Origin of the sequence: Croceibacter atlanticus HTCC2559 (assembly GCF_000196315.1) — a bacterium.
Classification (GTDB): Bacteria; Bacteroidota; Bacteroidia; order Flavobacteriales; family Flavobacteriaceae; genus Croceibacter; species Croceibacter atlanticus.
In genome coordinates this window covers 2,545,035-2,561,497 of the sequence record NC_014230.1, presented here as the reverse complement: position 1 = coordinate 2,561,497, position 16,463 = coordinate 2,545,035, and the positions used below count along the sequence as shown (strand labels likewise).

Here is a 16,463-nt window from a genome sequence, read left to right as displayed (position 1 = left end):
TTATGGTCAAGGATTTTTACATAAAAAATATGGTATGTGATAGATGCATCAAGGTTTTAAGGGATGTACTGGATAAACAAACTATCGAATTGTTACAAATCGAATTGGGTCGTTTGCGCCTAAACATCGAGAGCGATGATGAAATCGAAAAATTGAAAACTTTACTTGAAAGTAATGGATTTTCCCTAATTGGCAGTACCGAAGAAAAACTCACAGAGCAGGTTAAGGTAGAACTGATTAAAGCATTACAAAAATTGCCTTTGGAACTCGATAAGAAATTATCCGCTCACTTAGCCGATGCATTGGGTCACGAGTATTCTAAAATCAGTAAGGTCTTTTCAATTACCGAAGGCATTACCATTGAGAAGTACTTCATCAAATTGAAAATAGAAAAGGTAAAGGAACTGGTACAGGCCAAGGAACTCAACTTTACAGAAATGGCACAGCTGCTCGATTATAGCCATATCAACCATTTGAGTGGCCAGTTTAAAAGCGAAACGGGTATGAGCCTGACCGAGTATAAATCACAACAGAAAAACTTTAGGAATTCATTGGACAAAATTGTATAGATAACAACCATAATTATGACACAAGCTGTTGATTTACAGCAGTAATTTTATCCAAATAAAATTAAGAACTATGAAATATAAAATCACATTACTTCTAACAATGCTTATCACTTTTGGTGCAAAAGCCCAATTGGTAGCGAATGAAACTGAAGAAAATGTTGACAACTGGCCAGAACGGATTTATGACCTTACTATAGATTATAAAACCGTAAACTTTACGGGCAAGGATGTACAGGCAATGACCATTAATGGTGGCATACCTGGTCCCAATCTCGAGTTCAACGAAGGCGAGTTTGCCATTATCAACGTTACCAATAAAATGGATGTGGAAACATCTGTCCATTGGCACGGGATGATATTACCTAATTTCCACGATGGCGTACCGTATTTGACCACACCACCTATCCGTCCAGGGGAAACCTTTCAATACAAGTTTGCATTGAAACAATCTGGAACCTATTGGTATCATTCCCATACTGGGTTACAGGAACAACGTGGGGTGTATGGTTCATTACAGATAAATCCAAAGGAAACCGATTTAGAATATGACAAAGATTTGGTCTTAGTGCTTTCGGATTGGGTAGATGAAAATCCACAATCTCAACTTAAAAATTTGAAGCGTGGCAATGAGTGGTATTTAATTAAAAAAGGTCAGGTTCAAAGTCTGGATAAATTAATTGCCCAAGGCGCAGTAGGTGCCAAGTTAAAGATGGCGTGGCAACGTATGCCAGATATGGCTATTTCAGATAATTATTTTGACAAGTTTTTTATCAATGGTGGTACTTCACAGGAATATCCAGATTTTCAGCCCGGCGAGCGCGTGAGGCTTCGATTTGTAAACGCAGCCGCAGCGTCTTATTTCTGGCTCACATTTGGTGGCGAAGACCCAATGCTCGTATCTGCCGATGGACTTGATGTGGTTCCAGTAGAACATAACAAAACTTTGATTGGCGTTGCCGAAACCTATGATTTTATAGTGACGATTCCAGAAAGTGGAAAACTTCAAGTAAGAGCTACGGCACAGGATGGTTCTGGCGAAGCTTCGGCATTTATAGGAACTGGAAATGTACTGGAAGCACCTGTAGTTCCAGAACCTAATCTTATAAAGAATATGAAGCAAATGATGTCTATGGGTATGAAGATGGGCGCACCTGCTTCAAAATTTAATCCTTCAAAAAACGATTCCATTCAAGTAATGGAAAAGTACAAAATGGATATGGGCGGAATGCAGATGAATAGTATGTCTATGATGGATGATAATATGAAAAAGGGTGAAATGGAAATGGATTCTACCAAGATGGCTCACACTAAAATGGACCATTCTAAAATGGATATGAAGGATGATAAAATGAAAATGTCCAAGTCAGAAATGAAGATGAACAAAGGCAAGGCCAATATGAAAATGGATGGCGGTATGGATATGGGCGAAATGAAAATGGGATATATGGTGCCAAAAGATAAAGTGGTAGGCGATAATATGAAAACGGGTGGTAATCCCGAGTTCAATTACAACTACTTAAGGGCTAAAGAACCTACCGAATTTGAAAACGATAAGCCCGTAAAGGAAATGCTTTTCAACCTTACAGGAAATATGAACCGCTACGTCTGGTCTATCAACGGTGTGCCCCTTTCAGAAACAGATAAGATAAAAATCGAGCAAGGCGAAGTCGTGCGTATCACACTTAACAATCTCACGATGATGCACCACCCTATGCACTTGCACGGCCACTTCTTTAGAGTATTGAACGAGAACGGTGAGTATTCACCACTAAAGCATACTGTTAACGTGGCACCAATGCAAAAAGTCGTATTTGAGTTTGCCGCTGATGAAACTGGTGATTGGTTTTTCCATTGTCACATCCTTTATCATATGATGAGCGGTATGGCAAGGGTTTTCAGTTACGATACACCTCGTGACGAACGATTAGAAGGCTACCCACTTACTAACCTTACCAACGAAGCAGACCACATATTCACTTGGGGCGAAATCACGGCTGCAAGTCATATGACCGAGCTTTACGCTACTGCAACAAATATCAGAAATCAATTTGCGCTAAGGGGCGAATATGGATGGAACAAAAATCTGGAAGCCGAGTTTACCTACGAGCGCTATCTCAATGATTACTTCCGAGTTTTTGGTGGTGTAAATGTAGAGAATGAAGGTGAGGACAGCCTTGAAGAAATAAACACAACCGCTATTGCTGGTGTACGATGGTTAATGCCATTGCTCATTAATTCAGATTTCAGAATTGACAGCAAACTGCGTCCACAGATAAGTTTTAGTACGGGCTTTATGATTTTTCCCCACCTTGGAATTTATGGCGAGTATGAATACCAGATGGACTTTGGCTGGGACGGCAAATTACCCGAAGGTCAGGACTTTGAAGAAGAAACCACGTGGCAAGTTGGACTTGAATACGTATTGAGCCGTGACTTCTCATTAATGGGAAGCTATGACAACCGCTTTGGCGCTGGTGGTGGACTCTCATTAAGATTTTAGAACAATTATTAACTTAAATAAATAACAAAAATGAAAACAGTAAAAAGAACAATAGGTACAATGGCACTTGCTGCTATAATGGTGTTAACGGTTTCCTGCAAGGATGGAAACAAAAATGAACCTGCTGCACCTATGAGCAACGAGATGCACCAAGAATCTATGGATGACAAAGACAATATGGCAATGAATAACAACCAAGATGCAAAAGCAGTCCTACAAGACTACTTTAAACTAAAAGATGCACTTGTCGAGACGAATAATGACAAAGCAAAACAATTGGGTGCCACGCTGGCAAGCACTTTAGGCAGTTTTGATGCATCGAGCTATTCAGATAACGAGCAACAAGAACTCAAGGATATTTTGGAAGACGCAATTGAACACGCAGAACACATTTCAGAAAGTGATATGGCACACCAACGTGAGCACTTTAAGATATTAAGCAAGGATGTTACCGATATGGTTGCCATTACCGGAACTGAGATGAAGATATACGAGCAATTCTGCCCTATGTATAATAATAATGAGGGTGGTGCTTGGCTTAGTATGAACGAAGAAATAAGAAACCCTTATTTCGGTGACAAAATGTTGAAATGCGGTAAAGTACAGCGAGAAATCAACTAATTGAAGTTTTTAAAAATCATAGCGTGGCTTGCCCTTGTGGCATTTATTGTGATTCAGTTCTTTCCAACAACCCTGAACGAGAGAGATACTGTACCGCAAAGTGATTTTATGGTCGAAAATCAAGTGCCTGCAACGATAAAAAATAGGTTGCAGGTTTCTTGCTACGATTGCCACAGCAATAATACAGATTATCCGTGGTATAGTAAGATACAGCCTTCGGCTTGGTATCTGGAAGACCACATACAAGAAGGTAAGGACGAACTTAATTTTAATGAATGGGCAGAGTATTCAGACAGGCGAAAGAATAGTAAACTTCGGTCTATCATAAGCCAAATTGAAGAAGATGAAATGCCCTTGGATTCTTATACACTCATTCACAGGGATGCAATTCTTTCAGATGAAGATAAGACGTTGATAGTAGATTTTATAACAGCGTTAAAAGACAGTTTGGAATAAAGTCCTGATATGGGAAGGGAACGTTGATGGTTGGTTAGTTAGTAGCCCTTCCCTTGTCAGGCACAATAAAATAAAGATGTATGAATGATTTTTTGAAACAATGGGGCGAAGCCGCCTATACCACCACCGGATTTTTCTGGATGGCGCTTTGGGCATTCATATTGGGTTACATCATCAGTAGTATGATACAAGTTTTCGTGACCGAAAAACGGATGCAGAAAACAATGGGCGAGAACGAGAAGAAAAGTGTACTTCTTGGGACATTTTTTGGTTTTATAAGCAGTTCGTGCAGCTTTGCCGCACTCGCTTCTACCAAGTCCATTTTTAAGAAAGGTGCAAGCTTTGTATCATCCATTGCATTTTTACTTGCATCTACAAACCTTGTCATTGAGCTTGGTATAATCATTTCCATTTTCTTGGGATGGCAGTTTGTAGTGGGCGAATATGTGGGTGGTATTTTACTCATACTCATTTGTTGGGTTCTCATTCGCATTATCAATCCCAAAAAGCTCATCGAAAAAGCACGGAAAAATCTTGAAGGGCAGGATGATGATGAAATGGAAGATTCCAAAGACTGGAAAAAACAGATTCAACAGGAAGATAGCTGGGCAAGGGTCGCCAAGAAATATAAGATGGAATGGCAAATGGTCTGGAAGGATGTAACCGTAGGCTTTACCATTGCAGGTATCGTTGCCGCCTTCGTCCCAGATTCGTTTTTCCAAACGCTGTTTATAAATAGTGGTCAAGGTAAAACCGATTTTACCTTTCTCGAAGTTATGGAACATATTGTTGTGGGTCCGGTTGCGGCATTTTTAACTTTTATCGGCTCGATGGGAAACATTCCATTGGCAGCTTTGTTGTTTGGTAAAGGTGTGAGTTTTGCAGGTGTAATGGCATTTATTTTTAGTGATTTGGTAGTTTTTCCCGTACTACGCATCAATGCAAAATACTATGGCTGGAAAATGTCGTTTTTTATCGTATTCCTATTGTTTACAGCATTGATCGGTACGTCTCTTGCGCTTCATTATAGTTTTGATTTGTTGAGCATATTACCAGATCCATCACAGGTAAAAATACAAGACAAAGAACATTTCAAAATTGATTACACCTTCTATTTGAATATTGCTTTCCTCGCAATTTCAGCGTATCTGGTTTATCTCGGATTTTTCAAGAAAAAAGATGTGGAACACTCAATGAGTGAAATGGCACCAAAGAGCCCTTTGCTTGAAAGTGTATTAAAATATGTTGCTATCGCTTGCTATATCTGGCTGGCAGGTGGTTTAATCACTAAATTTTTAATTCTATGACAATGAAACACACCTATCACATACACGGAATGACCTGCAATGGTTGCCGAAACCACGTCGAACAGACGCTTTCCAAAATCGAAGGTGTAACTAATGCATCTGTCGATTTAGAAAAAGCCGAAGCGACCATAGAAATGCAAGCACATATTCCCATCGAAAAATTTCAAGATGCTCTAAAAGCGGACGGTGGGCGATACAGTATCCATCAGAATGGTGAACACCATCATACCCACGATAAGAAGAAAGTTGAACAACCTAAAGCCAAAGGAACGGGAACGTTCTATTGCCCGATGCATTGCGAGGGCGATAAAACCTATGACCAACCAGGCGACTGTCCTGTTTGCGGAATGGATTTAGTTGAAGAAGTTAATCTAAAGGCTACTTCCAACACCCAATATACCTGCCCGATGCATCCCGAAATTGTAAAAGACGAACTGGGAAGCTGTCCAATCTGTGGGATGGATTTAGTGCCTATGGAACCCGACCTTTCCGCAGAGGAAAAGACCTATAAAAATCTACTGAAAAAGTTCTGGATAGCGGTCGCTTTCACATTGCCCATTTTTATCATTGCAATGTCCGAAATGCTGCCCAACAATCCGTTATATGATGTTTTAGAATTAAAATATTGGAATTGGATTCAATTTGCACTTTCCATTCCTGTGGTATTCTACGCCACTTGGATGTTTTTTGAACGTGCCTATCGAAGTATTAAAACGTGGAACCTAAATATGTTTACGCTTATCGGTATCGGTGCAGGCGTTGCTTGGCTATTTAGTGTGTTCGGAATGCTCGTGCCTGATTTTTTCCCAAACCAATTTAAGACCGAAGCAGGTACGGTTCACGTCTATTTTGAGGCGGCAACGGTCATTTTAACTTTGGTATTGCTTGGGCAGGTTCTTGAAGCCCGTGCTCATAGCAAGACAAATTCCGCAGTCAAAGAACTTTTAAAATTGGCACCGAATAAGGCTGTAAAAGTAGTTGATGGCGAAGAACAGGAAGTAGCCATCGATGAAATCGAATTGGGTGATATTCTGCGTGTGAAGCCGGGCGATAAGATTCCCGTAGATGGTGTAATTACCGAAGGCGAAACTTCCATCGATGAATCGATGATTACAGGCGAACCCATTCCCGTAAACAAATCTACCGATGATAAAGTAAGTAGTGGCACAATCAACGGTAATCAATCCTTTTTGATGAAAGCTGAAAAGGTTGGATCTGACACCTTGTTATCACAGATTATACAGATGGTCAATGATGCCAGTCGTAGCCGTGCGCCAATTCAGAAATTAGCAGATACCGTTTCAGGATATTTCGTGCCAATCGTGGTCATTATCGCTGCTGTGACATTCGGCGTTTGGGCAATTTGGGGCCCAGAACCAGCCTATGTATATGCCTTGGTCAATGCCATTGCCGTATTGATTATTGCCTGTCCGTGTGCTTTGGGGCTTGCGACACCAATGTCCGTAATGGTCGGTGTTGGTAAAGGGGCACAGAATGGGGTGCTTATCAAAAATGCCGAAGCCCTTGAAAAAATGGATAAGGTAGATACCTTAATTGTTGACAAAACAGGAACGATAACCGAAGGCAAACCAACGGTCGAGACGGTAGGTTCTTTTGATAGTAAAATAACTGAAAACGAAGTGCTACAATTTATTGCTTCCCTTAACAGTCAAAGTGAACATCCGCTGGCAGAAGCCACCGTAAAATATGGAAAAGAACAAAACGCAGAGTTTTTAAAAGCAGATGGATTCAACGCAGTTACCGGAAAGGGTGTTGAAGGTAAAGTGAACGGCAATGAAGTGGCTTTGGGCAACGCCAAAATGATGGAACAGGCAAATGCCACGCTTACCGAAGCTATGGAAAATGAGGCACAATCCTATCAAAAACAAGGAAAGACCGTTTCCTATCTCGCCATTGATGCTAACATCGTTGGTTATGTGGTCATAGGTGACAAAATAAAGGAAACGAGCGCAAAAGCTATCAAGGATTTGCAGAATAAGGGAATTGCGGTCATTATGCTTACTGGTGATAATCACGACACCGCCAAAGCTGTCGCAGATGAACTTAACCTTGCAGATTTTCAAGCAAGTATGCTACCGGAAAACAAATTACAGGAAGTCGAGAAATTACAAGAGCAAGGCAAGGTGGTTGCAATGGCAGGCGACGGCATCAACGACGCACCTGCATTAGCTAAAAGTGATGTAGGTATCGCTATGGGAACAGGTACGGATGTTGCCATTGAGAGTGCAGCCATTACCTTGGTGAAAGGCGATTTACACGGTATCGTAAAGGCAAGAAACCTAAGTGATGCAGTAATGCGAAATATCAAACAAAACCTCTTTTTTGCAATGATTTATAACACGCTGGGTATCCCGATTGCGGCAGGACTATTGTACCCGTTTTTCGGAATACTCTTATCGCCAATGATTGCGGCTTTAGCGATGAGCTTTAGTTCGGTTTCGGTAATCGCCAACTCATTACGTTTAAAAAGTAAAAACATATAATCTAACTAATTGAATACTTATGAAATATAAAATTTTGATAATCCTATTGGTAGTTGCTGTCAGCGGATGTAAAAACGAAGAAAAGAACAATCCCAAAATAGAGACAGAACACAATCATACTCGAAGTGAGCCTAAATCCGAGAACAAAAAAACTTTAAGCCCACATACATCGGCAATGGCGATGATAGGTGATGCACATATTCATATAGATTATTCGTCGCCAGGCGTGAGGAATAGAATTATTTTCGGTGGTTTATTGGCATACGACCAAGTCTGGCAGGCTGGTGCCCATATGGCTACTTGGCTGGAAACAAATAAGGATTTAGAAATTGACGGTAAAGAATTGAAAGCCGGGAAATATGGGTTTTTTGTAATTCCGAATCAGGAAGAATGGACTGTCATTTTCAACAGGAATTGGAACCAACACGGTAAGGACGACTATACTGAAAATGATGATGTATTACGATTTAAAGTGACACCTCAAATTTCCGAAGACATCAAGGAACATTTAGAGTATAAAGTTAACAAAACAACTGAGACTTCAGGAACAATCTCAATGAGTTGGGAAAAAGTCACGATTGAATTTCCTTTTGAAATAAAGTAAAATGGTGAACAGAAAAACAGCGAAATGGATTAGAAAAGCGCACCGCTATTTGGGTATCTTTTTAGGTATTCAGTTTCTGATGTGGACGATTAGCGGGATGTATTTCAGTTGGACGAACATTGACGAGATACACGGCGACCATTTTAAGAAAGCTGCACCTGTGCAGACCTCATTTAATGATTTGCTCGGCACAGCCCAACTTGCTGTAATAGAACCTGTACAATCCTTGGAACTACTGGAAATAGCAAATGAACCTTACTATTGGATTAATGAAGCACAGCTTTACAATGCAAGAACGGGACAAATGAAAAATGGAATTTCTAAAGAAGAGGCACAACAAGTTGCAAGTAGGTATATGTTGAACGATTTAGAAATAGTAAAAATTCAATTAGTCGATTCTGTTGGGCCACATCACGAATATCGCGGTCGCCCACTTCCAGCTTATGAAATCTCGTATGAGACACCACAAAATTTAAAAGCCTATGTGGCGGTTGAGAATGGCGCTTTTCAAACGGTGAGACACAGGGATTGGCGCTGGTTTGATTTTCTATGGATGACCCATACAATGGATTATCAGGGAAGGGATAATTTCAACACGTTGTTGTTAAGGGCATTTTCACTTTTGGGATTGATAACTGTCTTAAGCGGTTTCGTTTTGTGGTATATCAGTTCCCCATCAATCAGAAAACTAAAAAAGAAGATTAAATAATTAGTGACAAAAAAACCAAAAATTATGAATTCAAATGAACACACAAATTCAGGAAAATCTAAAAATCACTATACACGTTTTGTAGCGATGTTGGCTTGCTCTTTTGTAGCAATGTACATTACGATGTATTTAAACACCTATGAATGGGACCACGTTTGGTTTAGCCTAACGAGATTTTATATGGTCTGCCTTGGTATCGCAGCTATGGCCATCATTATGTTTGTGGCAATGCGTGGAATGTATCAAAATAAAAAAAAGAATATCGCCATAGTCTTGGGAAGTATCGTTCTCTTTGTAGGTGCATTGGGACTGGTACGCGACCAAAAATCCACCGTAGGCGATATTCTTTGGATGAAAGCAATGATACCACACCATTCCATTGCAATTCTAACAAGTGAACGAGCTGATATTGAAGACCCAGAAGTCAAAAAATTGGCTGAAGAAATCATAAAAGCACAACGTAGGGAAATTGCCGAAATGAAAGAAATGATTGAACGTTTAGAAAACGAAAAATAAGATTATGAACAAGAACATTTTATATATAGCAATAGCCGTAATAATAGGTTTGGGCGCAGGCTGGCTCATTTTTGGAAACGGGTCAAGTGATACTATGGCAAATAAGGATATATCCGATATGTCCGATCAACACGACCACTCTGGCGAGAGTGCAGACCAGATGTGGACGTGCTCAATGCATCCACAGATTATGCAACCAGAAGCTGGCGATTGTCCTATATGTGGAATGGACTTAATTCCTGCTGAAGCTGGTGCTGAAGGTCTCGCTGCAAACGAGATAAAAATGACTGAAAACGCAATGGCGTTGGCAAATATCCAAACCACCATTGTAGGTAATGCAGAAACAAGCGATGATGATGGGATGATATCCCTTTCGGGAAAAATAGCTGCAAACGAAGAAAACAATACCGTACAATCCAGTTATTTTAAAGGCAGAATAGAACGACTTAACGTCAACTATGAAGGTCAGCAAGTAAACCGTGGTCAGTTACTGGCAACCATTTACGCACCAGACCTTGTAGCGGCACAGCAGGAATTGATTACCGCAGCATCGTTGAAAGCATCGCAACCTGCTTTATACAAAGCCGTTCGCAACAAGCTCAAAAACTGGAAACTTTCAGATACACAAATCAATGCCATAGAAGAAAGTGGAACGGTACGTGAGAATTTCCCGATTTATGCGACGGTTTCCGGAACGGTTTCAGAAGTAATGGCAGCACAGGGCGATTACGTAAATCAAGGGGAACCTATTGTAAAGTTGAGCAACCTAAATTCTGTCTGGGCAGAATTCGATGCTTATGAAAATCAGATAGCACAGTTCAATGTTGGGCAAAAAATCAACATTACGACCAATGCCTATCCAAACAAAGAATTTGAAGGCACTATTTCTTTTATTGACCCTATTTTAAATAATACAACACGTACAGTAACGGTGCGAGCAACACTTCAAAATAGAGACGACCTATTTAAGCCAGGAATGTTTGTGACGGGCAAGGTTAAAGGCGCAACGCAAACTATGGAAAATACACTTTCCGTGCCTGCAAGTGCTGTGTTATGGACGGGCGAGCGCTCATTGGTATATGTGAAAACCAATCCTAATGAACCTGTATTTGAAATGCGTGAAGTAACCTTGGGCAATCGCTCTGGCGACAATTACCAAGTATCGGCTGGACTGAATAATGGCGATGAAATCGTTACCAATGGAACATTTACAGTAGATGCAGCTGCGCAACTACAAGGTAAAAAATCAATGATGAATCAGCAGATGATGCAGGATGAATCAGCTATGATGGGCGATATGGAAATGAGTTTCGACGAAGGGTTTAGTTCTGATTTTAATGAAGCATTACCATCATATCTCAAAATGAAAGATGCATTGGTAGAAAGCGATGCTGGTCAGGTTTCCAATTTCGCGAAAGCGACATCAAAAAAATTAAAGGAAATTTCTACATCGGATTTAGGCAAAATGGAAAAGCAACATCTTACCAAAAGTATCGAGATGCTGGATGCCATTGCAACCAATGAAAATCTGGAAAACCAGCGAGCACATTTTGTGATACTTAATGAGAATATCGTGCCTATTGCTATGAACATAGAAAACTCAACAAATTATTATGTCCAAAAATGCCCAATGGCAAACAACAATAAGGGTGCAGTTTGGTTGAGTACAGAAGAAGAAATAAGAAATCCATATTACGGTGATGCAATGTTGACTTGTGGCAGTGTGATTGATTCATTGTGATATTAATTTTTGCAACACAGTTGCGCCATAAACTTTCTATATTTGTAACGTGAAAATATTTACAGTCATACTATCTATTTATTTCTTGGCGCTCAACTTTGCGCCTTGTAGTGATACCACTTCTGATAGTGATGATACTCAAATAGAATTTTCACAAACAACAGATGCAAACCACGACCACAGCGATAGCGATCTATGCTCGCCTTTCTGCAATTGTCATTGTTGTCACGTCCATACGATTAACTTCGGTTTAGTGGCTTTTGAACCTTTTCAAGGTCCAATTTCAAATGAAATCCTTACTTCTTTTCAACATCACGGCAAGGATTTCCATACTTCCCTTTTTCAACCACCAAGGGCATAATTCAGTTTTCATAGGATAACTATATCCTGTTTTGAAGTTTCCATTTTTTGGATTCGTCAACAAAGTGCATTGCATTTAATTCAATGTGCTAAACAAGAATTTCAACTGAATTAACACCATTATCTATGATTAACAAAATCATTGATTTTTCAATCAATAACAAATTCATTATTGGCCTATTTACCTTGACTCTTATAGGAGTTGGTATTTGGTCAATGGCAACCGTAAACCTTGGTTCGGTGCCAGATATTACCAATAATCAGGTGCAGGTCATCACGCAATCGCCTAATCTGGGAACAGAAGATATTGAACAGTTCGTAACCTATCCCGTAGAACTATCTATGGGTAATTTACCAGGCGTCACAGAAATAAGATCTATCTCACGCTTTGGCCTTTCCGTAGTTACTATCGTTTTTGAAGACGATATGGGAACCTATCTTCCTCGACAGCTGGTTCAGGAAAAACTCAACGACCTGGGTGAATCCATTCCTGAAAAATTTGGAAGCCCATCAATGGGTCCCATTTCTACTGGATTAGGTCAAATTTATGAATACACTATAAAGCCACAAGAAGGTTTTGAAACCAAGTATTCACCTATGGAACTGCGCACAGTACAAGACTGGGTCATAAAACGACAACTTACACTATTGGAAGGCGTAGTAGAGGTTAATTCTTTTGGTGGTAGTATCAAGCAGTACGAAGTTGCTGTCAATCCAGAGAAGTTAAACAGTATGGGCATCAGCATTTCACAAGTGTATGACGCTCTTGCTATGAACAATGTGAATACAGGTGGTGCCTATATTGAGAAAAATAAAATGTCAAACTTCATAAGAGGCGAAGGTCTTATTCGCTCTTTGGAAGACATCAAGAATATCTCGATTATCAACGAAGGCAACATTCCCATAACAATTGGAGATGTAGCAACGCGTGTCCATTTTGGGAGTCAGGTACGTTATGGTGCATTTACCCAAGACGGTAAGGAAGCCGTGGGCGGTATGATTATGATGCTCAAGGGTTCTAATCCTAATGCAGTGATTCAAAATGTAAAGGATCGTATGGCAGAAATTGAAAAGTCTTTGCCAGAAGGTCTAACTATCGCCCCAATAATTGATCGTAGTGAGCTAATTGCCAGAACGACCGATACCGTTAAAACCAATTTGCTAGAAGGTGCCCTTATCGTAATTTTTGCCCTGGTTTTTTTGCTAGGGAGTTTAAGAGGTGGAATCATAACAGCCACGACCATACCGTTGTCCTTACTTTTTGCTTTTATCTTAATGAAGCAATTTAATGTTTGGGCAAACTTAATGAGCTTGGGAGCTATTGATTTTGGAATCATCATAGATGGTGCTGTGATTATTATAGAAGGAACAGTATATGAGATCCAAAAACGGATTAGGTCTGGCAAGCTAAAATTCAATCAAGGAGTGATGGATAAAGTAGCTTATGATGCAGGTAGCACGATGATGGGTTCCGCTTTTTTTGGACAGATAATTATCCTCATCGTTTTTACGCCTATACTTTTTCTAACTGGTGTAGAAGGTAAAATGTTTAAACCTATGGCATACACCTTTGGGTTTGCAATGATAGGTGCCATCATCTTGTGTCTCACGTATGTGCCTATGATGGCAGCGCTTTTTATGAAACCAGTACAAAATACCAAAAACTGGTTCGGCAGGTTTGAGCGCTGGCTCGAAAAAATAAGTGATAAAATTATAGGTGCTATTCATAGTGCATATATGCCATTATTAAAGGGAGCCCTTAAACTAAAACTTATTGTTTTATCAGCTGCTGCCGTATTACTTCTTATTGCTGGTTTTATCTTTTCTAATATGGGTGGAGAATTTGTGCCCCAGCTTGATGAAGGAGATCTAGCAATGCAAGCACTCATTAGACCAGGAAGTTCATTATCCGAATCTATTGAAGTTTCCAAGAAAATAGAAACTATCCTATTAGAAAATTTCCCTGAAATTAAAACAGTAACTGCTCGTATAGGTGTTGCAGATATTCCTACCGATCCTATGCCTATGGATATTGCAGATATGTACATCATCCTAAACAAGGATATGGACGAGTGGACAACAGCTTCTACTAAAGAAGGTTTGATAGATGCTATAAGAGATAAACTGGATGATGAACTCGTGGGTGTAAATTTAGTTTTTACCCAACCAGTAGAGTTACGATTTAACGAGCTGTTAGAAGGCGTAAGAGAAGATATTGCTGTAAAGCTGTATGGCGAAGATTTAGAGGTGTTATCACAAAAGGTTCAGGAAATGGCAGCGATTATACAGACCGTTCCTGGCGCTGGTGATGTGAGTGCAGAACGAACTGCAGGATTACCACAGATGACCGTAAAATATAAGCGTGATAAAATGGCGCAATATGGACTGGATATTCAAAAAGTAAATGATTACATAAGTACCGCATTCGCTGGCGGAACCGCAGGAGTAATTTTTGAAGGCGAGAAACGATTTGATCTCGTGGTACGATTTGATGAAAGCCATAGAAAAAGTATCGATGACCTACGCAATATGTATATCGATCTTAAGGATGGCAATCAGATACCCATTATCGAAATAGCCGAAATTGAATACGTCCCTGGACCTATGCAAATTTCACGTGACAATACGTATAGAAGAACCTACGTAGGTGTAAATGCAAGAGGCAGGGATGTGGAGTCTGTAGTAAAAGATATTCAGCAAAAATTAGATGAAGAACTGGACTTGCCATCAGGCTATTATATTACCTATGGTGGCGAGTTTGAAAATCTACAAAGCGCAAAGGATCGTTTGATAATCGTTGTGCCCATCGCCCTTTTTTTAATATTTATACTGCTGTACTTTGCCTTAAAATCCTTTTCACAATCGCTAATGATTTACATAGCGATTCCCTTGGCGGCCATCGGTGGTGTGTTAGCCCTATGGTTGCGGGATATGCCATTTAGTATTTCGGCAGGTGTCGGCTTTATTGTGCTATTTGGTGTTGCAGTTCTTAACGGACTGGTACTTATAAACCGATTTAATTCCTTAAAAGAAGAAGGTGTGATAAGTATAAAGGATAGAATATTTCAAGGGACTAAAGAACGTATTCGTCCCATTATGCTCACGGCCACCACTGATATTTTCGGCTTTTTACCTATGGCATTTTCCACATCGGCCGGTGCAGAAGTCCAACAGCCGCTCGCTACGGTAGTTATCGGTGGAATGCTTACAGCTACGCTGCTCACGTTGGTCGTGCTTCCCGTACTATATACCTTTATAGAAAAGAGACGCGAGCGCAAAGAGCAGAATAAGATTGGTTCGTTTAATCCGCAAGGCTTGACTACGATTTTGATAGTTGGTTTTATGTTAGGTGGCACCGCTTTCGCGCCTGCCCAGAGCGCAGTCGAAGGGAGAGCGCAACAATCACAAGCACCTGTGCAAGATCTCATTGCTAAGGACAGCATCACGCCCATCACATTATCACGAGCTGTAGAAATTGCCAAAGAAAATTATCCTGTACTCAAAGCAAGCCAACTCGAAATCGAAAGACAGAATGCACTCTCAGGCAATGCCTACGACTTCGGTAGTACACAGATCTTTACGGGTGGCGAAGAAGTGGCAGATGGTCAAGGTATTTATACCTTGATAGGTATCGGTCAACAAAATATTGATCTACTGGGAATAGGTGCTAAAAAACGTTTGCAACAACAACGCATCCAGTTAGCCGAAACAGCTCTTGACCTTTCGGAAATCCAGATAGAACGGGAAGTCAAAAAGGCCTGGTCAGAAGCTTTTCAGGCAAAGAAGAAGTTTGTTTTGTACCGAGAACTGGACAGCATTTATGATCAGTTTGCACAATCTGTAGAACTCAATTATGAAGTGGAAGCCATTTCAAGACTGGAATATGCTGCTGCGCGCAATCAAGCACTACAAATTAAGAATAAGTTTCAGCAGGCAGAAACAGACTATTTCATCGCCTTGCAAAAGCTCAACCTTTGGTTGACACCAGATGCTATGTACGGCGTTTCTGATGAATTTGGAGCTAGTGAAATTTCAATTTTAGAGTCTAATAATACATTGAATGATCATCCTGAGTTATCGCTTTCGCGAAAGCGTATAGACGAAGCACAAGCAAGCTATGACGCAGCAAGGGCAAATTTACTGCCCCAGTTTAATCTGCAAGGTGGCCTACAACGTGTCAATGGCGATAGTGGTTTTTATACCTATCAAGCTGGGATTTCCATACCACTGTTTTCTGGACCTGTCCGTAGTCGTGCAAAGGCTGCTAAACTCGATGCACAGATTGCAGAAACCAATGCAGCCTTTAAACAGCGTGAGCTACAATCGCAATTCATACAGGCACAACAAAATTATGCACGATGGCGGGATACCTGGTTTTTCTATAAAACCGAAGCTTTGCCACTTGCCATAGACCAGCGCAAAGGTGCATTGCTGGCATACAAAGAAGGAGCGCTGGATTATGCAGCATTCACGCAAATAATACGTGATGCCATACAGACCGAAATGGACGCGCTGGATGCACTTGATAAATATTTAGAAGCCCTGTTTGATTTACAATATTTCCAAAACTAAAAAA

At 40.4% G+C, this 16,463-nt stretch carries 12 protein-coding genes; all 12 read left to right on the top strand.

Going from position 1 to position 16,463, the window contains the following annotated elements; all coding sequences use genetic code 11:
- Positions 1-2: 2 nt before the first annotated feature.
- The 12 genes from CA2559_RS11590 (at position 3) to CA2559_RS11540 (ending at position 16,459) form a co-directional block, all read left to right on the top strand.
- A complete protein-coding gene (locus CA2559_RS11590) occupies positions 3-569 on the top strand; it encodes a helix-turn-helix domain-containing protein (protein WP_013188089.1) in 567 nt (188 codons plus the stop codon).
- A gap of 70 nt (positions 570-639) precedes the next feature.
- The gene (locus CA2559_RS11585) at positions 640-3,069 is read left to right on the top strand and encodes a multicopper oxidase domain-containing protein (RefSeq protein ID WP_013188088.1); all 2,430 of its coding nucleotides are present in this window, start codon (positions 640-642) and stop codon (positions 3,067-3,069) included.
- 30 nt (positions 3,070-3,099) lie between these two features.
- Positions 3,100-3,690: a DUF3347 domain-containing protein gene (locus CA2559_RS11580; RefSeq protein WP_013188087.1), complete on the top strand. Its 591-nt coding sequence runs from the start codon at positions 3,100-3,102 to the stop codon at positions 3,688-3,690.
- Entirely contained in the window at positions 3,691-4,146 is a 456-nt protein-coding gene (locus tag CA2559_RS11575; RefSeq protein ID WP_013188086.1) for a heme-binding domain-containing protein, read from the top strand.
- A gap of 80 nt (positions 4,147-4,226) precedes the next feature.
- A complete protein-coding gene (locus tag CA2559_RS11570) occupies positions 4,227-5,453 on the top strand; it encodes a permease (protein WP_013188085.1) in 1,227 nt (408 codons plus the stop codon).
- A 2-nt stretch (positions 5,454-5,455) separates the two neighbouring features.
- Positions 5,456-7,957, top strand: coding sequence for a heavy metal translocating P-type ATPase (locus CA2559_RS11565; protein WP_041241224.1), 2,502 nt, complete (start codon positions 5,456-5,458; stop codon positions 7,955-7,957).
- A 19-nt stretch (positions 7,958-7,976) separates the two neighbouring features.
- Positions 7,977-8,561 carry a DUF2911 domain-containing protein gene (locus tag CA2559_RS11560; RefSeq protein WP_013188083.1) on the top strand — a complete coding sequence of 195 codons (585 nt, stop codon included), beginning with the start codon at positions 7,977-7,979 and terminating at the stop codon, positions 8,559-8,561.
- Between the two features lies 1 nt (position 8,562).
- Positions 8,563-9,270: a PepSY domain-containing protein gene (locus tag CA2559_RS11555; protein ID WP_013188082.1), complete on the top strand. Its 708-nt coding sequence runs from the start codon at positions 8,563-8,565 to the stop codon at positions 9,268-9,270.
- 24 nt (positions 9,271-9,294) lie between these two features.
- Positions 9,295-9,786, top strand: a complete 492-nt coding sequence (locus CA2559_RS11550; protein ID WP_013188081.1) for a DUF305 domain-containing protein — start codon at positions 9,295-9,297, stop codon at positions 9,784-9,786.
- Between the two features lie 4 nt (positions 9,787-9,790).
- Positions 9,791-11,527 carry an efflux RND transporter periplasmic adaptor subunit gene (locus tag CA2559_RS11545; RefSeq protein WP_013188080.1) on the top strand — a complete coding sequence of 579 codons (1,737 nt, stop codon included), beginning with the start codon at positions 9,791-9,793 and terminating at the stop codon, positions 11,525-11,527.
- A 49-nt stretch (positions 11,528-11,576) separates the two neighbouring features.
- Positions 11,577-11,888: a DUF6660 family protein gene (locus CA2559_RS14010; RefSeq protein WP_083798877.1), complete on the top strand. Its 312-nt coding sequence runs from the start codon at positions 11,577-11,579 to the stop codon at positions 11,886-11,888.
- Between the two features lie 125 nt (positions 11,889-12,013).
- On the top strand, positions 12,014-16,459 hold the full coding sequence (locus tag CA2559_RS11540) for a CusA/CzcA family heavy metal efflux RND transporter (protein WP_013188078.1): 4,446 nt from the start codon (positions 12,014-12,016) through the stop codon (positions 16,457-16,459).
- Positions 16,460-16,463 lie beyond the last annotated feature (4 nt).